The organism is Ruegeria sp. CE12, from assembly GCF_056537525.1.
This window is the reverse complement of sequence record NZ_JBQFRS010000002.1, coordinates 160,262-178,628: the sequence shown is the minus strand read 5'-3', so window position 1 is coordinate 178,628 and position 18,367 is coordinate 160,262. Positions and strand designations below refer to the sequence as shown.

The following is an 18,367-nucleotide window of genomic DNA, read 5'->3' as shown; positions in this document are numbered from 1 at the left end:
CGGCAGAGGCAAACAAAAAACCCCAGACGCGGCCAAGCGAAAGGGGTCTTTCATCCTGACCTTTTAGCGGTGTTGTTTAGCGTGGCCCGCAATCCGGTAACAAATCGCCACGAAGCTTCTGCGACGCAAATACGCCGGGCGTCCTTAGCAGTCAAGCCCGGCCGCAACCCTGTCACGCTTTCGTAACTCCCCCTTGCCGATTGCAGAGAAAACCGCATGATCCTTTCAATCTGAGGAGGCACTATGATCGATCTGTATTTCTGGCCCACGCCGAATGGCTGGAAAGTATCCATCGCATTGGAAGAGATGGAGCTTGCCTACACCACGCATCTGATCAACATCGGCAAGGGCGATCAGTTCGACCCCGACTTTCTTAAAATCGCACCAAACAACCGAATGCCCGCCATTGTTGATCCGGATGGCCCTGACGGGGCACCGATTTCGGTGTTCGAAAGCGGCGCAATTCTGATGTATCTCGCCCGCAAGACAGGGCGTTTTTACGGCAAGACCGAACGCGACCGCATCGCGGTCGAGGAATGGCTGATGTGGCAGATGGGCGGCGTCGGCCCGATGGCCGGTCAGGCACATCATTTTCTGAAATACGCACCTCAGCTGGATCCGCCACAGGACCTGCCCTACCCCAAAGACCGCTACCGTTCCGAGGTTGCCCGACTCTATGGGGTGCTGGATCGCCGACTGGCCGAAAACGAATATGTCGCCGGAGATTTCTATTCGATTGCCGACATGTCGATCTGGGGCTGGGCCAGCCTTTGGGAGGGCCAGCAACAGGTGCTAGAGGACAAACCGCATTTCACCCGCTGGCTGGAAACAGTAAGCGCCCGCCCCGGAGTGCAGGCCGGCCGTGCACTCCACGCCGATCTGCGCGGCGATCATCGGGACAAACAGGCGCAAGGGGTTTTGTTCAAGCGATAGATCATCTCGTACGTTACGACCTCTCAGCAGGCCCGCATCAGGGGACTGTATGGGTTGCCGGAACACGGCGATGTCTCACCAATGTTGCCTGATCTTTGCTGATCTGCGTTAAAATGTGCCTGACCTCAGCGCTTTACCGTCAGGAGCACCAGATGACCGGCCCTATTGAACCCAGAATCGACAGCGTCTCGGTTCCGCTCCCAAAAGACGCGGACCTTCCTTCGGAAGTGCTGCAGCGGCTGGAAAAACTGCCACCGCTGAACAATCTGAGAATGTTCGCGAATGTTCCCCAGTGTTTCGAACATATCACCGATCTGATTAACGCGCTTTTCAATCAGGGAACCATCGACCCAACGCTGCGCGAATACATGTATCTGCGTATCGCCATCAAATACGGCCTTTATTACGAATACCGCCATAACCTCGGCTTTGCGAGGCAGCTTGGAATGAGCAAGGTTGAAATCGACGCCCTGCATGTGGACGGGAAGGTCGATGGGCTTGATGAGATAGGCAACCTCGTATGCGCTGCGGCCGAGGAAATCACCGAAAACCTGAGAACCAGGGATGAAACGCTGCGCGCGCTGCTCGCGCATTTCGGCCGTGAGCAAACCAGCGAGATCATCTTGCTGGTGTCATGGTTCAACCTGCTGATCCGATACGTAGAGGCCACGCGGGTTCCCTGCGAGCAGGACATGGAAAATCTGACGTCGGGCGGGGGACCGTTGCGACTGGATTAGTTGCTACAGATCGGTGTTCGCGCCACACCCCTTTGTACCAGAAGGTCCAGCCTGTCTGAGATATTCCCAATCTCTTCCGCGACCACATGGGGTACTAACTGCGCCTGTTGCATCTGACCCGTAGTATTCATAGGCCATTCAAAGATCTCTGTGCGACGGCGTTACGCGTACTTCAAATAGAAACAAACTGGTTGGTCAGCAGATCCGCACGGCCCGATATGTCATGCGTTATACCGCGTGAAACCAGCGATCAGCATAAGAACAAAGGCAAATATACATCAATAAAGTCCACTCGCGGCATGCCGAGTCGCAAATGAGGCTGGAAAGACCTAAATGCCTTCACTAAGGAAGAATGCGACAAGCGAAAGAGGAAGACGCACGCAATGGCAAAGATCACCTATGTCGAGCATGGCGGTACCGAACATACAGTCGACGTCGCCAACGGCCTGACCGTTATGGAAGGTGCCCGTGACAATAACATCCCCGGCATCGAGGCCGACTGCGGCGGCGCCTGCGCGTGCTCGACCTGCCATGTTTACATCCACCCGGACTGGGTCGAGAAAATCCCGGCCAAGGATGACATGGAAGAGGACATGCTCGACTTTGCCTATGAGCCCGACCCGGCCCGCTCGCGCCTGACCTGCCAGATCAAGGTCACTGACGCGCTGGACGGCCTCGTCGTACAGATGCCTGAAAAGCAGATCTGATGCATTCCAAAGTGCCGCGCCTGCCCGTACACCTGAGGCTACGGCAGGTCCGCGGCGCTTTATTGGTGTTTTATCTGTGTCTGGCGGGGGCGAGCTTCGCCACCGCCGCTGACACCATAACCTCAGCCCGTTTTATGGAGCCAACTACACGCTATGCGCACGCGGTTCTAGGCGACGACATCGAGTATGGCGCGCTTGAAATCACGGTGACAAATTCAGCACCACAAGGGCTCTTGATCCAGCCAGTCTACAAACGCTCGGTTATAACCATAAAATTGCCGCTTGATCGCGTCTTCGAAGACCTCGAACCGCGCATCGCTGATGTGAACTTTGATGGCTTAGCTGAGGTTATCGTCGTCGAATCCAGCGTCCACACTGGCGCACAACTTGCAGTCTATGACTCATACGGGAATAAGATCGCCGCCACCCCCCATATCGGCACCCGGTTCCGCTGGCTTGCTCCGATCGGGGCCGCCGACTTGGACGGGGATGGTCATGTTGAGATTGCCTATATAGACCGCCCGCACCTGGCCAAAACCCTTCGTATCTGGCGCTACGCTAACGGTGATCTCCATGAGGTCACTTCCCTGACAGGTCTCACCAATCACCGCATTGGCGAAAACTTCATCACCGGTGGTTTGCGAAACTGTGATGCGGGGCCAGAGCTTGTCGTTGTCGATTCCGACTGGCGCAACATCATCGGAGTTCGTTTCGACAAGGATTGGGTGCAGAGAACCCTCGCGCCATTTTCATCCTCGGCCATGAAGCAGGTCCTGAACTGTTCGTCAGGGCGCTGAAGCAACCCGCAATTGCGGGTTGCTAAGCCCAAGGCCTTTGATCTTGCATCTTTGATGCAGGGTCAGGGCGCGGGAGCGCTCGGATCAGAGAGCTCGCCACCCGATATCGCGACGGAAGAACCCTTGTGGCCAGTCGATCCCATCGACCATCGCATAAGCCCGATCCCGCGCTTCCTGCAGGGTGTCTCCACGCGCTGTAACGTTCAGAACGCGCCCGCCAGAGGCCAGAATCTGGCCCTCGGCAGATTTCGTTCCGGCGTGGAACACCATGTTGCTGCTGTCTTCAGGCATTGCATCCAGACCGTTGATAACGGTCCCTTTTTCGTATGAGCCCGGGTATCCCTTTGCCGCCACCACGATCGTCATGGCATGGTCGTCTGCCCAATTCACCTGTGTCTCACTCAGACGACCTTCCGCAGCAGCCTGCATCAGGTCCATTACTTGCGCCCCCAGACGCATCATCAGGACCTGGCATTCCGGATCCCCAAAGCGGACGTTGTATTCTACCAGTTTCGGCTGTCCGTCTTTGATCATCAGCCCTGCGTAAAGGACGCCTTGAAACGGCGTTCCACGACGTTTCATTTCTGCGATGGTCGGACGCACGATCTGATCCATGGCTTTGGCTTCGATCTCAGCGCTCAGAACAGGCGCAGGGGAATAGGCCCCCATTCCACCAGTGTTCAAACCGGTGTCGCCTTCTCCAACGCGCTTATGGTCCTGTGCGGTGCCGATGGACAGAATATCCTCGCCGTCGCACAAAACGAACAGTGAGGCCTCTTCACCCTCCATGAATTCTTCGATGACAACCTCGGCTCCCGCGCCGCCAAAGGCACCGCCAAACATGTCATCAATGGCGTCCAGCGCGGTTTGTTCATCCATCGCGACGATCACGCCTTTGCCGGCGGCAAGGCCATCCGCCTTGACCACAATCGGCGCGCCCTGCTCGCGAATATAGGCCTTTGCGGGCTCCGCTTCGGTGAAGCGCGCATAAGCCGCAGTCGGGGCACCTGATGCATCACAAATTTCCTTGGTGAAACTTTTCGAGGCCTCCAGCCGTGCCGCTTCGGCCGAGGGGCCAAAAACCAGCACACCCGCTTCGCGCAACCGGTCGGCGACACCTGCTGCCAGCGGGGCCTCGGGGCCGACGATCACGAAATCAATCGCATTTTCTTCGGCAAAGCTGACGACCGCTCCGCCGTTTTCGATATCCAGTGCCGCGCAATCTGCGATCTGAGCTATTCCGGCATTTCCCGGCGCCACGATCAGACGGTCACATTTGGGGTTCTGCATCACCGCCCAAGCTAGACTGTGCTCGCGTCCACCGCTGCCGAGAATGAGGATATTCATTGGGGTCGTCTCCGATCTGCTTGGCCTCGCCTGCGCGGCGTTCTAAGCTGGGTGGGCTGACGAAACAAGGCGCTGAAATGTCCGACCTGCTTGATGACCCCGTTCCGGGTCAAAACACCCCTGAATATACCGTCTCGGAAATCTCGGGCGAAGTGAAAAAGACCCTCGAAGGATCGTTTGGGCGAATCCGTGTACGCGGCGAGGTCGGTCGCGTGTTCAAAGCCCGGTCCGGGCATCTGTACTACGACGTCAAAGATGACCGCAGCGTTCTGGCCTGCACCACATGGAAAGGCCAGATTGCCGGACTGTCAGTTGTTCCCGAAGAGGGGCTTGAGGTTGTCGTCACCGGTCGCCTCACCGCCTTTGGCGCACAGTCGAAATACAACCTCAACGTCGACGAGGTTGCCGTCGCCGGACAGGGCGCGCTGATGGCTCTGCTGGAAAAACGCAAGAAACAGCTGGAGGCCGAAGGCCTGTTCGCGCCCGAGCGTAAGAAACAACTGCCATATCTGCCTCAGATCATCGGTGTGGTAACTTCACCCTCGGGCGCGGTGATCCGCGACATCCTGCATCGCCTGCGGGACCGGTTTCCGCGCAAAGTTCTGATCTGGCCGGTCGCTGTTCAAGGTGCGAACTGTGCCCCCGAAGTTGCGCGAGCCATCGAGGGGTTCAACAAACTCACACCCGGGGGCGCCCTGCCCCGTCCTGATCTGATCATCGTTGCCCGTGGCGGCGGTTCAATCGAAGACCTATGGGGTTTCAACGAAGAAGTCGTGGCCCGGGCGACAGCCGCCTCAGAAATCCCGCTCATTTCGGCTGTGGGGCATGAGACGGATACGACGCTGATCGACTTTGTCTCCGACCGCCGCGCGCCTACCCCAACCGCAGCGGCGGAACTGGCGGTTCCTGTCCGCATGGAATTGCTGGCGTGGACCGGTGAACAGGGCGCGCGCCTGTCCCGCGCGGCAACCGATGCCGTTCAGCGCCGGTCACAGCGCCTGCGGGACTTGTCGCGCGCACTGCCAAGGGCAGAAACGCTGCTGGATACGCCCCGGCAACGGCTTGATCAGGTTTCGGAGCGTTTACCGAATGCCTTGATACGCGGAGTACAGAACCGCCGCGTCAAACTACTGGATACATCAGCACACCTGCGCCCTTCGACCCTACGCGGATTGGTCGAAACGCGCCGCGACCGCTGGCATAACCTGTCTTCCCGTCTCTCATTGCGCCCGATCCAGCGAGAGCTTGAGACCCGGCGAGACTCTCTGAACCGGCTGACAGAGAGCTTGAATACGGCACAGGCAACGCGGCTGGATCGGTTGCGCCAGCAACTCGACGCGACAGACCGCCTGCGGGAAACGCTCAGCTACAAGGCAACGCTGGACCGAGGATATGCGGTCGTACGGGCCGAGGGTGATGTCGTCACGACCAAGTCTCAGGCATCGAAACATGCGGTACTAGAAATCGAGTTTGCCGATGGTCGTCTCAAAACTGGCGGGGCAACAAAATCCCCTATCAAGAAGGCCAAACCAGACGCTCCTGATCAGGGTTCCTTATTTTGATGTTTGCCGACGATCCGGGCCAGATACACCTTTCATGGCCCTGATCTGTCACATACCACCCGATGTTATCGCTCAGACGCCGACGTCGGGCCCATAGCAGATCATCTCTTCGCCTATGTCATCGGCTTCGTACAGCTCTGTCGCATTCGGATCGCCTTCGAACTGGGCAATCAGGCCGCCTCTCGACTTGGTAAACACCCAGCATTGCGGGTCCAGCCGGTCTTCATAAACAAAGCAAATCTGTTCCTCGCGCTCGTACCAGACCCCTTCCTTGCAGTCGCCGTCCAGAAATGACCAGATCACCCTGCGGTTTGGCAAATAACGCTCCACCCCATAGGTCACGCCATCGAACCCATAAAACAGGGTTTTTCCCTGCGTATAGGCATCGAACTCGGCCCCGGACAGTGGCGCTTGCGCAGAGACTGCCTGCGCGGAAAAAGTCAGAAGAATCACGAAACGCTTAAGCATGTCCGCATACTGTCAGAAGCGATCCGCATGTGCCATTCACCCTTTACCGATCTTCAGGTTTATCAAGGTAACTCCACGTCACTATTGAGTAATTTTTGTCTTCGGGGCGACACTGAGAGATAAACCCAAGAAAGACACGTTCCGGGGGCAAGACATGACAATGATCCTGATATTGGTCGCGGCTCTATGCGCACTGGCCTACCTGCCGATGACCGTGCAACCTGCCAGCAGTTTGCGAACCTTGCTAAAAACCGCATCTGTTGCGGTGCTCGCGCTTCTTGCCCTGCTGTACGCGGCCCCATGGTTGCTAATCCTTGCGTTGGCGCTTTGTGCGATTGGTGACGCCCTGCTGTCGCGAGAAACCGATGATACGTTCATGGCAGGTATCGGAGCGTTTGCAGCAGGCCATCTGGCCTATATCGCCCTGTTTTTGACCCACCCGGCCAGCAATGCAGAGTTGATTTTCGACCACCCTGCGATTTTCTGGTCGCTGATCATCCTTGGCATCATCATGGCCACCTTGCTGACACCGCGTGCCGGGGATCTGAAAATCCCGGTTCTGGCCTATATCCCGATCATACTGGGGATGGGCGTGACAGTACTGGCTCTGCCTGAATCCGGTGCTTTGCGATGGGCACTGCCCGCCGCCCTGGCCTTCATCGCCTCAGATCTGATCCTCGCGACCGAGAAATTTCTACTGCCCAAAGATCACCCGGCCCTGAAGCTGACACCCTATCTGGTGTGGCCGCTCTATTGGGGGGCGCAAGCAGGCTTTTACTTTGCCTTCTCGTGACCCTTTGCAACTGGCGTAAATCCGCATTAGGTGAGGGTAACACCTGCGGAGACCCAGAATGGCGTTTTTTTCCAAGCTCAAGGACCGGCTTTTTAAATCTTCATCCCGCCTCGAACAGGGGCTGGAGGCCATTGTGGAAGATGGCGGCGAGGAATCCCCAACGCCCGATCCAATAATTCCGGAGCCCGAGCCGGAACCACAACCCGTTCCGGAAGTACCCGAACCAGCCCCCGCGCCGCAACCGGTCGAGACGCCCTCGCCTCAGCCGGTTGACCCGACACCTGCTCCTCCTCCCCCGGAAGTACCCGAGGCAACCCAGTCCAAAGGTATTTTAGGCCGCCTGTTCAACCGCGATGATCGTCCCGTGGTCCGTCGTACGCTGGACGATGACATGCTGGAACAGCTTGAGGAGTTGCTGATTGCATCGGACATGGGCGTGGACACAGCCTTGCGCGTCACCGCCAACATGGCCGAGGGGCGTTATGGCCGTAAACTCTCGACCGAAGAGATCAAACAGCTGCTGGCTCAGGAAGTGGCCCGCGTGATGGATCCGGTGGCAAAGCCATTGCCCATCTATCCCAAGCGCCCACAGGTTGTTTTGGTCGTCGGCGTCAACGGGTCTGGTAAGACCACAACCATCGGCAAACTCGCCAGCCAGTTCAAATCGGCTGGCAAGAAGGTCGTAATCGCGGCTGGCGATACCTTCCGTGCCGCGGCTGTCGAACAATTGCAGGTCTGGGGCGATCGCGCCGGTGTTCCCGTTCTGACGGCACCAGAAGGGTCTGACCCAGCGTCGCTGGCCTTTGATGCGCTGACCAAAGCGCAGGAAGAAGGGGCTGACCTGCTGATGATCGACACTGCAGGCCGCCTGCAAAACCGGGCCGATCTGATGGAGGAACTGGCCAAGATCGTCCGCGTCATCCGCAAAAAGGATGAAACTGCGCCTCACAACACGTTGCTGGTTCTGGACGCGACAACTGGTCAGAACGCGCTGAGTCAGGTCGAAACCTTCCGCAATCTCGCCGATGTGTCGGGACTGGTGATGACCAAACTGGACGGAACGGCCAAAGGTGGTGTTCTTGTCGCGCTGGCGGATAAATTCGGCCTGCCGATCCATGCTATTGGCGTTGGTGAACAGATCGATGATCTTGCCCCGTTTGATCCCGAAGAATTCGCCGCTGCGCTGACAGGTCTCGAAACACGCTAAATTCTCAGCATCATTGATATTTCGAAGGGTGCAGAGGCACATCGCCTCGCTCTCTCTTTCCTGCGAAAGGCCATATTGTGAGCGAATGGCTCATTTCACTTGAGGGGACTGAGGCAGGCCACAGACTGGCCCTTGGCCTTGCCCTTATGGCTGCCTTTCTGCACGCGGTGTTCGGTGCGCTGCAAAAGGGGCGGCACGATCCGTGGCTTTCGCGTGGTGCAATCGACGCATCATATTGTTTGATGGCCGCACCCTTCGCCTTTTTTGTGGTCCCATGGCCCGAGCCCTACATGTGGCCTATTTTTGCGACCGTCTGGCTGATCCACATCTTCTACAAAACCCTTCAGGCTATGGCCTACACCAAGGGTTCATACACTGTGGTCTACCCCGTCGTTCGCGGCACTGGCCCCTTGTTTACCGTCATCGGAGCCTATTTGCTGTTTGGAGAGATCTTCTCGGGCATTCAATGGCTCGGGGTGGCGGTCCTGCTGTCAGGAATCTTCGGACTGGCAGCCTATAACTTCCGTTTTCTCGAAACCAATCGCGAAACACTTGGGATTGCGCTCGCGCTGGCCCTCGCAACCGGTCTGTTTGTGGCGCTTTACACCACCTATGACGCATACGGAATCCGCGCCACTGCCGATCCGTTCACCTTTCTGGCATGGTTCTTCATGATCGACGGGGCAACAATGCCGATCTATGCCTTCCTCAGATGGCGCGCCATGATCAATCGCCCTGCTATCGGTCCTTTGATGTTGCGGGGGCTTGTAGGCGGGATCATCGCCCCCATGTCATTCGGAGCGATTATGCTGGCGACACGGCTCGACAAGGTGGGTGAAGCGGCGGTGTTACGTGAGACATCCACTGTGTTTGCGGCCTTGATTGGTTGGCTTGCACTCAAGGAAACAGTGGGACCACGGCGCATCGCGCTCATGGCATTGATTGCATTGGGCGCCGTAATAGTTGAAATGGGCGGATAAACAGCAGGACGGAATCATGACTGGCAAGAAAGAGATCAACCCGTTTCTCAAACAGGTACTGGAGCTGGGGCCACCGCTGGCCTTCTTCTTCATCTACCTGCGCCTGCGGGATGACAGCTTTCTGATCGGCGGTACCGAGTATTCCGGCTTTATCGTCGCGACCATCATATTCGTTCCTCTGATGCTGGCGGCGATGGGAATACTTTGGTTCCTGACCGGCAAGCTCAGCCGGATGCAGATTTTCACCGCGTTCATGGTCATCTTCTTCGGAGGTCTGACCGCGTGGTTCAATGACGAGCGTTTCTTCAAAATGAAGACCACGCTGGTTTATGGCTTCTTCTCCCTCATCATGGGCATTGGGCTATTGCAGGGGAAATCCTACCTTGCCTATGTGTTGGATGAGGTGCTGCCCATGCGCGATGAGGGCTGGATGATCCTGACCCGTCGCCTGTGCGCCTGTTTCGCCGTACTGGCCGTTGCAAATGAAGTGGTCTGGCGCACACTTTCGACAGATCTCTGGGTTAAAATCGAAACCTTCGGCTTTCCAATCGCATTAATGGTTTTCCTGATGCTCCAGATCAGCATGTTGCAGAGCTACATGGAAGAAGCCGATCGCCCGCAGAAAAAATGACTGCAGCCTCTCAATAAGAAACTTTCTGTGAAAAACTTAGTATTTACGGGATCGAAACGTCAAAAAGCCGAATAAACTCCTTGGCTTGGCGCGAAAGCTGTGTGAGGCTGGTGCCCACCCACCACTCACAACCAGAGAACCGTGCCACCAATGACGGCCTTTCCGAATAGCGGATTTCTTTCTGAAGCTTCCGATGGTCTGCGCGAAATGCTCGCAGCCCAAGCCTCCGATATCACCCTGGATCAGGGACAACTGCTTTTTGAGCAAGGGGATGAAGGCGATGCACTTTACGCCCTGATCGAAGGCATGCTCGAAGTTTCATTTTTGGCCATGAGCGGCCGTAAACTCGCGCTTAGTCTGATGCGACCGGGTGAGGTGTTTGGTGAGATCGCCTTATTCGACAATGGCCCTCGCACAGCGACTATTACAGCGGCCGTTCCATCGCGTGTCCTGAGGGTCAGACGCGATGATGTTATGAACCAAATTCGCAAACAGCCCGATCTGGCTGTCGATATGATCCGGCTGGCCGGTCTGCGTATGCGGTGGATGGGTGCACAGCTGAACGAGCAAGTGTTCCTGCCGATGCCGATCCGTCTGGCCCGCAAACTGCTGCATCTGGCCAGTCAGCAGGATTCTCCAAGCGAACGCATTACCCTGTCGCAAAGCGAACTGGCCGAGTTCGTCGGGGCCACACGCGAAGCCGTGTCCAAGACGATCTCGAACTGGAGACGCAGCAATGTGGTCGAGGCATCGCGCGGCGGCCTGGTCATTCAGGACTTCGACGCGCTACGGCAACTGGCTGAATCTGACCTCATCTAACCATATCTGAATCGGTGTGATCCGCTTCACATACAGTGCCTCCAGCTTAGACTAGTTTGACAATGGTTACCGTAGGGGGCCAGCGTATCATCCCCGATATCTGTCCACTGGCCTCTCCCTGTACCAGAGCCATATGCCTCCCCGGCATATGGCTCTTTTATTTTCGGCAGCGCAGAATCAAAAAAAGGCCGGGGCGATGCCCCGGCCTTGGTATTTCTCAGGCAACCCAGCCTATTCCTGTTGAAGGCTCAGCGCGACAAAGCGCGGGTCACCACCGCGACGCACAAGCAGCAGCAATGACTTGCGCCCCGCCTCACGCGCCTCTTCCATACGCGCATCAAGGTCGTCGATCGAAGTCACCTTTTGCTGACCCGCTTCGGTGATCAGGTCACCGGCACGCAGGCCTTTGGCATATGCCTCAGACGCTTCATCCACATCGGTGACAACCAGGCCCTCTGCCTCGGCATCCAGGCTCAGATCCTCGCGCAATGTATCTGTCAGAGGCGAAATCGTCAGACCAAGCACATCCGTGTTTTCTTCTGCCGGTGCATCAGATTCTTCCTCGTCCTCACCATTCTCAGCCCGTTCCGCATCTTCGCGGCGGCCGAGCGTCACTAGAACGGTCTGCGTACCACCATCACGGTGCACGACGACACGTACAGACTTGCCAACGGTGGTCTCACCAACCTGCCGTACAAGGCCACGTGTATCCTTCACCTCGACGCCGTCAAAGCTGAGAATAACATCACCCGCCAGCAGTCCGGCTTCTTTGGCAGGGCCTTCCGGTACATCGCTGATCAGTGCGCCACCGGGTTCATCCAGCCCCATCGCCTCGGCCATGTCTTCTGTCACATCCTGAATACGAACACCCAGCCAACCGCGACGGGTTTCGCCAAATTCGCGCAGTTGGTCCACCACTTTGACAACTACGTTGGACGCCATCGAGAATCCGATCCCGATCGAGCCACCGTTAGGAGACAGAATCGCCGTGTTCACACCGATAACTTCACCATCCATATTGAACAGCGGGCCACCCGAGTTACCTCGGTTGATCGCAGCGTCAGTCTGGATGTAGTCGTCATACGACCCGCTCAGGGCACGATTACGTGCCGAGACAATCCCCGCAGAGACTGAGAACCCCTGCCCCAATGGGTTGCCCATCGCAATAACCCAGTCACCCACACGTGCGGTGTCACTGTTGCCGAACTGAACGTATTTCAGCGGACTTGATGCTTCGACCTTCAGCAACGCAATATCGGTCTTTTCATCTGTCCCGATCACTTTGGCAGGCAGTTCCTTTACGGGCTGACCATCGCCGGGGAAAAACTCGACCAGGATTTCATCCGCTTCGGCAATGACGTGGTTGTTCGTAACGATGTATCCATCTTCGGAGATCACGAAACCTGAACCAAGGGCATTGCTACGACGCGGACGATTCTCATCTTCTCCGTTGCGGTCTTGAAACTCGCGAAAAAAATCTTCGAACGGAGAGCCTTCGGGCACGATCCCCTGTGGTCCCGTCTGACCTTCGATCAGCGTCGAGGTCGTAATGTTGACCACCGCCGGGCTGATCTTTTCCGCCAATGGCGCAAGGCTCTCACCCCGCGCCTGTGCCGCCGCAGTCTGCGCCAGTACCAGAAGCATTCCGGCAAACAACAGCCACATCAGCCGCATCTTAATAAAAACCTCATCCCGCCGGAGGGAAATACTGCGTGCTTTTGCCTGCACCTGGGGTCTCCTTGTCGATATGCATTATCCAGCCACCCCGCAGGGGCAACCGCACTTGATATCCAATGTAGTCAGTTTGTTCTCGCCCGCAACTCGGGATCGGGGGGAATTCACCGGCAAGTGAAATCAATCGATCAAAACCCCAGCTGATAAGCACCCCAAAGCAGAATGAACCCACTCACGACACATAGCAGGCCTGCAAGTCGTCGCGCGGATTCCGGCAGCGTGCGTAAAACTTCCAACATACGCTCAATAAGCGAAGGGGCCAGCGCATAGGCCAGCCCCTCGACAATCAACACCAGCCCTAAGGCCAGCAGAACCATACCCATTACTGGGTCGCCTGCCCGGTAGGCGATTTCAGGTAGTTAAAGAATTCCGAATCCGGGCTCAGAATCATCGAGCTGTTGCCACCCTGCAGCGCGTTTTCATAGGCGCTTAGCGAACGGTAGAATTCAAAGAACTCAGGATCCGCACCATAGGCTTCGGCAAAGATCGCGTTGCGTTCAGCATCAGCCTCACCGCGAATGATCTCGGCTTCGCGGTTGGCATCCGAGACCAGTTCAACCACGGTCCGGTCGGCCTGCGCGCGGATGCGCTGCGCGGCTTCCTTACCACGGGCGCGTTCGTCAGTTGCTTCGCGTTCCCGCTCGGCCTTCATCCTGTCGAAGGTTGCCTCGAGGTTGGCCTGCGGCAGATCGGTTGCCTTCAGGCGCACGTCGATCACGTTGACACCCAGCGCGCGCGCTTCGGCAATCGCGCTGTTGCGGATCCGCAGCATCAGGGCCGCACGGTCCGAACTGAGGATGTCACGCGACGAGACCGAACCCAGAACTTCACGAGTTTCAGCGCGCAGGATACGATCAAGACGGTCCTCAGCCACAGGAATGCCACCGACACCAACCGCCTGACGGAACTGATTCAGGTCCGAGATGCGGTAGCGGGCAAAAGCATCGACCACCAGACGACGATCATCCAGAGGCGTAACCTCCAGCGGCTGAACGTCGATGGACAGGATACGGTCGTCATAGCGCACGACTTCTTGAATCAAAGGAATCTTGAACGCCAGACCGGGCTCTTCTTTGACCGCAACGACACGACCAAATTGCAGCACCAGCGCGCGTTCACGTTCGTCTACGATAAAGATCGAGGACAGGCCAACAACGCCAAGGATCACGACCAGAATGAGAATAATAGGTGACTTACGCATCAGTTGCTCTCCCCGGCCTGATTGCGGCGCAATTCGTTCAGTGGCAGATACGGCACGACGCCCTGCCCCGAACCGGTCGAGTTTTCGTCCAGAATGATCTTGTCGACATCACCCAGAACCTGCTCCATCCGCTCCAGATACAGACGTTTGCGGGTCACGTCGGGGGCCTTGGAGTATTCTTCCAAAACCGCGCTGAAGCGGCTGGCTTCACCTTGTGCGCTATTGATCTGCTGGGCGCGGTACGCCTCGGCCTCTTCCAATACCTGCGCAGCTTCACCACGTGCCTGCGCAAGCGCCTGGTTGGCATAGGCATCCGCGATATTCTGTTCGCGGTCACGCTCCTGCGCGGCGGCCTGAACGTCGCGGAACGCAGCAATCACGTCCTGAGGCGGGTCGGCTTTGTCAAAGTTGACGCGGACGATGTTGATGCCGGAATCATAGCTGTCCATCGTAGACTGGATCAGTTCCTGCAGCCGGTCCGCAATCACACCGCGATCCCGGTTCAGGATCGGTGCCAGTTCGCTTTGCGCAATGATCTCACGCATGGCCGATTCAGAAACCGCGCGGATTGTTTGGCGTGGGTCACGTAGGTTGAACAGGAACTTGGCCGGATCGTTGATGTTCCAGACAACCTGATAATCAATATCGACAACATTTTCGTCGCCAGTCAGCATAAGGCCATCATCGCTACCGCGCGTGCCACCCATATCTTCGGTCTGTTCGCGTGTTACCGGGATGACTTCTGCAGTGACAACAGGCCAAGGGGCAAAGTTCAGACCAGGATTACCGACTGAAGAAAACTCGCCCAGAAACAGCTCGACCGACTGTTCTTCGGGTTTCACGGTATAGAAGCTTGCTGCGGCCCAAAGACCAGCCGCTACCAGCAGGCCAATTGCGACCGTGCCTTTGGTAAACGCAGGCCCGCCGCCGCCAGAGCCCTGGCCACCGCCCTGGCCCGAGCCTCCGCGACCGCCCATAAGGACGCGCAGTTGCTCCTGACCCTTTTTCATCAGTTCATCGATTTCGGGAATCTGCGGGCCATCGCCTTCGGGTGGGCGACGCCCATCTCCGTTGTTACCCCTGTTTCCTCCGCCGCCGGAAGAGCCTCCGCCCCCCCAGGGGCCACCGCTGTTGCCCGCCATGTGTTTCAATTCCTTCGTTTTGGCCCGTGTGATCACGGTTTCCCTTGTAACCTGTGTACGCGCGCTTGCAAATCAAGCGGTGCGTACAGGTTGCCGCATTGTAACCAGTTCTTCGGCCATCACGGGATGAACCGCAACCGTACGGTCGAAATCTTCTTTGGTTGCACCCATTTTTACTGCGATTCCGGCCAACTGGATCATTTCTCCCGCACCCGGTGCCACAATATGGCATCCCAATACCTTCCTTGTAGCCTGGCTGATGATCAGTTTCATCAACACGCGCTGCGTGCCACCGGCAAACGATTTCTGCATCGGCTTGAACGAAGTCGCATAGACTTCGATCGGTTCCTGCTCGGCCGCTTCTTCCTCGCTCAGGCCCACGGTGCCCATTTCGGGCTGCGTGAAAATCGCTGTCGGGATCAGTTCATGGTCCACCGGTGTCGGATTGCCTTTGAAAACAGTTTCGACAAACGCCATCCCTTCGCGGATCGCCACCGGCGTCAGGTTTACACGGTCGGTGACGTCGCCAATCGCATAGATCGAAGGCACAGCAGTCTGACTGTATTCGTCCACCACGATTTCGCCCTTCCGTCCGCGCTCGACACCAAGCCCTTCGAGTCCAAGGTCGTCAGCATTGGGTGCACGGCCTGTGGCATACATCACCACATCAAACAGCTGTTCTGAGCCATTCGTGGCTTTTACCCAGATTTTGTCGCCCTGTTTCTTCATCTCAAGCACATTAGTGCCCAGATGAACATCAACGCCATTCTGACACATCTCTTCGCAGATAAGGCCCCGCGCCTCGTCGTCGAAACCGCGCAGGATTTGCGCACCACGATAGAACTGGGTCGTCTTGACGCCCATGCCATTCATGATCCCGGCAAACTCGCAAGCGATATAGCCGCCACCGACGATCAGCATCGTCTCTGGCAGTTTGTCCAGATGGAAGATCTCGTTCGAAGTAATGGCCAGTTCAGATCCCGGGAACTCAGGCACAACCGGTCGTCCACCCGTCGCGACCAGGATATGTTTCGCGCTCTTGCGCGTCCCGTCAGCCAGTTCCACCGTATGCGGATCCACGAGTCGCGCGCGCTGGTCGAATGTCTCAACACCGTTGTTCTTGAGGATATTGCGATAGATCCCCTCCAGCCGGTCCAGCTCAGCATAAAGCTTGCCGCGGAAGATATCCCAATTGAACGCGCCGGGTTTGATATCCCAGCCATAGGCCTGCGCATCCTCGACCATGTCTGCGTATTCGCTGGCGAAAACCATCAGCTTTTTCGGAACGCAGCCCCGGATAACGCAGGTCCCGCCATAACGATCCTCTTCGGCGAGCGCCACTTTGGCGCCGTTTTCACCGGCAGCCACACGCGCCGCCCGGACCCCGCCCGAGCCTCCGCCGATGACGAACAGATCATAGTCAAAGCTCATGTTGAGTTCCTTTATTCAGCCTGACCGAAATTTCCTGACTATCTGGGCCTGAAACAGAAATCTTCCAACCCTATAAACTCGGAAAAAACGAATACTTTATCGACACCTGCACAGAATTTGCGACTTTCATCTGAAACCAATGCTGCTCTTGTCTATACCGTCGCATCGGGCATGTGTCGCCCGACGCCGCTTCTGTCGCATGGCAGCCAGATCACCCAGCCTCAATCCGCAAGATCTGAAAACAGGTTCTCGCCGTCATCGCCCAGTTCGTCGACCTCAACGGTGCCTTCATTGATGTCGCGCAGCTCGACCCGGCCATCGCCATGACCGATCACAACTTTGTCACAGATGTCGATGAACAGTCCATTTTCGACCACTCCCGGCACCTGATTCAAAACCAGCGCCAACTGTCTTGGGTTGCCGATGCGCTGCAGATGCAGATCCAGAATGTGGTTCCCCTCATCTGTGATCTTGGGGGCCTCTCCATTCATCCGCAACGTGACAGAGGTACCCAGAACATCCATCGTGTCCAGCGCTTCTTCGATGAGTGTGCGGGTGGTCTGCCAGCCAAACGGGATCACCTCGACCGGCAACGGGAATGCGCCCAGTGCCTCGACCTCCTTGCCCGCGTCGGCGATCACAACCATCTGGTCACTGGCAGTGGCAACGATTTTTTCCTGCAGCAGCGCCGCACCACCACCTTTGATCAGGCTCAGCTCACCGTCGAACTCGTCTGCCCCGTCAATTGTCAGATCCAGCCAGCCCGCCTGATCCAGCGAGACGACCTCGATGCCAACCTCGCGCGCCAGTTGCGCGGTGGCAGTCGAGGTCGGAACACCTTTTATCTTCAGGCCCTCGTCGCGAACGCGTTCGCCCAGACGACGCACCAGCCATGCGGCGGTCGATCCGGTTCCCAAACCGACGCGCATTCCGTCCTGAACCATTTCAGCTGCGCGACGCGCAGCGACATACTTGGCATTGTCGATGGGTGACAGTTTTCCGGTCATTGCAGCTTCCCCTCAAGTCTTAGCCGGACTTATACGGAAAGCCCTGCTCAACTGCGAGACCCAATTCGCATCACGCCCCCGCAAAACATGTCGCTGAAATACGCGTTTCCTATTGGAAACGTCGCAATCGAGTCTTCCCGCACCGCGGCTCTGCTATAATTAGGCATGATGGAAAAGCCGTACCTGCTCCACTACGCCCCCGACAACGCTTCGCTGGTGATCCGGCTGGTGTTGGAAGAGATGGGTCTGCCTTATGAAACCGCGCTGGTTAACCGCCGCCGGAACGAACAGGATGGAGCAGTTTACAGGGCCCTCAACCCCAATGGTCTGATACCGGTACTCGAAACGCCTCAGGGCCCAATTTTCGAAACTGCGGCCATATTGCTGTGGCTCTCCGACCAACATGGCCAGATGGCACCTGACCCGAATGATCCCGACCGGGCTGCCTTTCTCAAATGGTTGTTTTTTGCATCAAACACGCTGCATGCCGATTTGCGCATCCTATTCTATGCGGAAAAGTACATCGATCCGGCAGAGGCCGGCACTTTGCGCGCAGGCATCCAGCCCAGGCTGCGACAACATCTGAAACTGCTGGATGCTGAGGCGCAAAATGCCCCCGACTGGCTGCGCGGTGATCAACCCTCTGTTCTGAGCTACTATCTGGCCTGCATGATGCGCTGGATGGCGCTTTACCCTGCCAAGATCGACCGCAGCTGGTATCAACTGGCTGACACACCTTATCTGCAAAAAATCCTGATGCAGATGGAAACCCGACCTGCAACCCGCGCGGCTATTGCCGCCGAAGGACTGGGCGTCACGCCCTTTACGTCTCCGACTTACGCCAACCCTCCAGAAGGCTCAGCTACCTGAC

General features: G+C 57.1%; 19 protein-coding genes and 1 riboswitch. Of the genes, 11 read left to right on the top strand and 8 right to left on the bottom strand.

The window, feature by feature from the left end; translation table 11 throughout:
• Window positions 1–43 precede the first annotated feature (43 nt).
• Window positions 44–121: riboswitch (SAM riboswitch) on the bottom strand.
• Between the two features lie 122 nt (window positions 122–243).
• The 4 genes from ACR0IO_RS05710 (at window position 244) to ACR0IO_RS05695 (ending at window position 3,174) form a co-directional block, all read left to right on the top strand.
• A complete protein-coding gene (locus tag ACR0IO_RS05710) occupies window positions 244–933 on the top strand; it encodes a glutathione S-transferase N-terminal domain-containing protein (protein WP_480740021.1) in 690 nt (229 codons plus the stop codon).
• Window positions 934–1,085: 152 nt separating this feature from the next.
• Window positions 1,086–1,670, top strand: coding sequence for a carboxymuconolactone decarboxylase family protein (locus ACR0IO_RS05705; RefSeq protein WP_170335118.1), 585 nt, complete (start codon window positions 1,086–1,088; stop codon window positions 1,668–1,670).
• A 383-nt stretch (window positions 1,671–2,053) separates the two neighbouring features.
• A complete protein-coding gene (locus ACR0IO_RS05700; protein WP_155151432.1) occupies window positions 2,054–2,377 on the top strand; it encodes a 2Fe-2S iron-sulfur cluster-binding protein in 324 nt (107 codons plus the stop codon).
• On the top strand, window positions 2,377–3,174 hold the full coding sequence (locus ACR0IO_RS05695; RefSeq protein ID WP_480740019.1) for an FG-GAP repeat domain-containing protein: 798 nt from the start codon (window positions 2,377–2,379) through the stop codon (window positions 3,172–3,174). The genes ACR0IO_RS05700 and ACR0IO_RS05695 overlap by 1 nt, the downstream gene beginning before the upstream one ends.
• Window positions 3,175–3,258: 84 nt before the next feature.
• Here ACR0IO_RS05695 and purD read toward each other — a convergent pair whose 3' ends face one another.
• The gene (gene purD, locus ACR0IO_RS05690; RefSeq protein ID WP_480740017.1) at window positions 3,259–4,521 is read right to left on the bottom strand and encodes a phosphoribosylamine--glycine ligase; all 1,263 of its coding nucleotides are present in this window, start codon (window positions 4,519–4,521) and stop codon (window positions 3,259–3,261) included.
• Between the two features lie 77 nt (window positions 4,522–4,598).
• Here purD and xseA point away from each other — a divergent pair, with 77 nt between their 5' ends.
• A complete protein-coding gene (xseA, locus tag ACR0IO_RS05685; protein ID WP_480740015.1) occupies window positions 4,599–6,083 on the top strand; it encodes an exodeoxyribonuclease VII large subunit in 1,485 nt (494 codons plus the stop codon).
• A 72-nt stretch (window positions 6,084–6,155) separates the two neighbouring features.
• On the opposite strand, the gene ACR0IO_RS05680 is transcribed toward xseA, so the two are convergent.
• Window positions 6,156–6,551: a hypothetical protein gene (locus tag ACR0IO_RS05680; RefSeq protein ID WP_480740012.1), complete on the bottom strand. Its 396-nt coding sequence runs from the start codon at window positions 6,549–6,551 to the stop codon at window positions 6,156–6,158.
• A 154-nt stretch (window positions 6,552–6,705) separates the two neighbouring features.
• Between ACR0IO_RS05680 and ACR0IO_RS05675 the strand changes: the two genes are divergently transcribed.
• The 5 genes from ACR0IO_RS05675 (at window position 6,706) to ACR0IO_RS05655 (ending at window position 10,981) form a co-directional block, all read left to right on the top strand.
• Complete coding sequence (locus ACR0IO_RS05675; protein WP_480740010.1) at window positions 6,706–7,344, top strand: lysoplasmalogenase; 639 nt, start codon at window positions 6,706–6,708, stop codon at window positions 7,342–7,344.
• A 58-nt stretch (window positions 7,345–7,402) separates the two neighbouring features.
• Window positions 7,403–8,551 carry a signal recognition particle-docking protein FtsY gene (gene ftsY / locus ACR0IO_RS05670; RefSeq protein WP_480740008.1) on the top strand — a complete coding sequence of 383 codons (1,149 nt, stop codon included), beginning with the start codon at window positions 7,403–7,405 and terminating at the stop codon, window positions 8,549–8,551.
• A gap of 77 nt (window positions 8,552–8,628) precedes the next feature.
• Window positions 8,629–9,531 carry an EamA family transporter gene (locus ACR0IO_RS05665; RefSeq protein WP_209016433.1) on the top strand — a complete coding sequence of 301 codons (903 nt, stop codon included), beginning with the start codon at window positions 8,629–8,631 and terminating at the stop codon, window positions 9,529–9,531.
• 16 nt (window positions 9,532–9,547) lie between these two features.
• Window positions 9,548–10,162: an inner membrane-spanning protein YciB gene (locus ACR0IO_RS05660; protein WP_480740007.1), complete on the top strand. Its 615-nt coding sequence runs from the start codon at window positions 9,548–9,550 to the stop codon at window positions 10,160–10,162.
• A 150-nt stretch (window positions 10,163–10,312) separates the two neighbouring features.
• Complete coding sequence (locus ACR0IO_RS05655) at window positions 10,313–10,981, top strand: Crp/Fnr family transcriptional regulator (RefSeq protein WP_480740005.1); 669 nt, start codon at window positions 10,313–10,315, stop codon at window positions 10,979–10,981.
• A 231-nt stretch (window positions 10,982–11,212) separates the two neighbouring features.
• Here the strand turns inward: ACR0IO_RS05655 and ACR0IO_RS05650 are convergent, their stop codons facing one another.
• From ACR0IO_RS05650 to rpiA, 6 genes are all read right to left on the bottom strand, one after another.
• Complete coding sequence (locus tag ACR0IO_RS05650; protein ID WP_155151913.1) at window positions 11,213–12,655, bottom strand: Do family serine endopeptidase; 1,443 nt, start codon at window positions 12,653–12,655, stop codon at window positions 11,213–11,215.
• A gap of 188 nt (window positions 12,656–12,843) precedes the next feature.
• Window positions 12,844–13,038, bottom strand: coding sequence for a DUF2065 domain-containing protein (locus ACR0IO_RS05645; protein WP_155151456.1), 195 nt, complete (start codon window positions 13,036–13,038; stop codon window positions 12,844–12,846).
• Window positions 13,038–13,916 carry a protease modulator HflC gene (hflC, locus tag ACR0IO_RS05640; protein WP_155151458.1) on the bottom strand — a complete coding sequence of 293 codons (879 nt, stop codon included), beginning with the start codon at window positions 13,914–13,916 and terminating at the stop codon, window positions 13,038–13,040. Before hflC ends, ACR0IO_RS05645 begins: the two co-directional genes overlap by 1 nt.
• On the bottom strand, window positions 13,916–15,058 hold the full coding sequence (gene hflK, locus ACR0IO_RS05635; protein ID WP_480740003.1) for an FtsH protease activity modulator HflK: 1,143 nt from the start codon (window positions 15,056–15,058) through the stop codon (window positions 13,916–13,918). Before hflK ends, hflC begins: the two co-directional genes overlap by 1 nt.
• A gap of 72 nt (window positions 15,059–15,130) precedes the next feature.
• The gene (gene gor / locus ACR0IO_RS05630) at window positions 15,131–16,489 is read right to left on the bottom strand and encodes a glutathione-disulfide reductase (RefSeq protein WP_480740001.1); all 1,359 of its coding nucleotides are present in this window, start codon (window positions 16,487–16,489) and stop codon (window positions 15,131–15,133) included.
• A 221-nt stretch (window positions 16,490–16,710) separates the two neighbouring features.
• Window positions 16,711–17,496 carry a ribose-5-phosphate isomerase RpiA gene (rpiA, locus tag ACR0IO_RS05625; protein ID WP_155151470.1) on the bottom strand — a complete coding sequence of 262 codons (786 nt, stop codon included), beginning with the start codon at window positions 17,494–17,496 and terminating at the stop codon, window positions 16,711–16,713.
• 168 nt (window positions 17,497–17,664) lie between these two features.
• Here rpiA and ACR0IO_RS05620 point away from each other — a divergent pair, with 168 nt between their 5' ends.
• The gene (locus ACR0IO_RS05620) at window positions 17,665–18,366 is read left to right on the top strand and encodes a glutathione S-transferase family protein (protein ID WP_480739999.1); all 702 of its coding nucleotides are present in this window, start codon (window positions 17,665–17,667) and stop codon (window positions 18,364–18,366) included.
• Window position 18,367: the final 1 nt, after the last annotated feature.

What these genes read in the sequence shown, in the direction of transcription:
- ftsY (WP_480740008.1), top strand. Translation starts at nt 7,403, where the DNA reads ATGGCGTTTTTTTCCAAGCTCAAGGACCGGCTTTTTAAATCTTCATCC.
- ACR0IO_RS05660 (WP_480740007.1), top strand. Translation starts at nt 9,548, where the DNA reads ATGACTGGCAAGAAAGAGATCAACCCGTTTCTCAAACAGGTACTGGAG.
- ACR0IO_RS05650 (WP_155151913.1), bottom strand. Translation starts at nt 12,655, where the DNA reads ATGCGGCTGATGTGGCTGTTGTTTGCCGGAATGCTTCTGGTACTGGCG.
- ACR0IO_RS05620 (WP_480739999.1), top strand. Translation starts at nt 17,665, where the DNA reads ATGGAAAAGCCGTACCTGCTCCACTACGCCCCCGACAACGCTTCGCTG.
- ACR0IO_RS05705 (WP_170335118.1), top strand. Translation starts at nt 1,086, where the DNA reads ATGACCGGCCCTATTGAACCCAGAATCGACAGCGTCTCGGTTCCGCTC.
- ACR0IO_RS05710 (WP_480740021.1), top strand. Translation starts at nt 244, where the DNA reads ATGATCGATCTGTATTTCTGGCCCACGCCGAATGGCTGGAAAGTATCC.
- ACR0IO_RS05695 (WP_480740019.1), top strand. Translation starts at nt 2,377, where the DNA reads ATGCATTCCAAAGTGCCGCGCCTGCCCGTACACCTGAGGCTACGGCAG.
- purD (WP_480740017.1), bottom strand. Translation starts at nt 4,521, where the DNA reads ATGAATATCCTCATTCTCGGCAGCGGTGGACGCGAGCACAGTCTAGCT.
- ACR0IO_RS05675 (WP_480740010.1), top strand. Translation starts at nt 6,706, where the DNA reads ATGACAATGATCCTGATATTGGTCGCGGCTCTATGCGCACTGGCCTAC.
- hflK (WP_480740003.1), bottom strand. Translation starts at nt 15,058, where the DNA reads ATGGCGGGCAACAGCGGTGGCCCCTGGGGGGGCGGAGGCTCTTCCGGC.
- xseA (WP_480740015.1), top strand. Translation starts at nt 4,599, where the DNA reads ATGTCCGACCTGCTTGATGACCCCGTTCCGGGTCAAAACACCCCTGAA.
- gor (WP_480740001.1), bottom strand. Translation starts at nt 16,489, where the DNA reads ATGAGCTTTGACTATGATCTGTTCGTCATCGGCGGAGGCTCGGGCGGG.
- ACR0IO_RS05700 (WP_155151432.1), top strand. Translation starts at nt 2,054, where the DNA reads ATGGCAAAGATCACCTATGTCGAGCATGGCGGTACCGAACATACAGTC.
- ACR0IO_RS05680 (WP_480740012.1), bottom strand. Translation starts at nt 6,551, where the DNA reads ATGCTTAAGCGTTTCGTGATTCTTCTGACTTTTTCCGCGCAGGCAGTC.
- ACR0IO_RS05655 (WP_480740005.1), top strand. Translation starts at nt 10,313, where the DNA reads ATGACGGCCTTTCCGAATAGCGGATTTCTTTCTGAAGCTTCCGATGGT.
- hflC (WP_155151458.1), bottom strand. Translation starts at nt 13,916, where the DNA reads ATGCGTAAGTCACCTATTATTCTCATTCTGGTCGTGATCCTTGGCGTT.
- ACR0IO_RS05645 (WP_155151456.1), bottom strand. Translation starts at nt 13,038, where the DNA reads ATGGGTATGGTTCTGCTGGCCTTAGGGCTGGTGTTGATTGTCGAGGGG.
- rpiA (WP_155151470.1), bottom strand. Translation starts at nt 17,496, where the DNA reads ATGACCGGAAAACTGTCACCCATCGACAATGCCAAGTATGTCGCTGCG.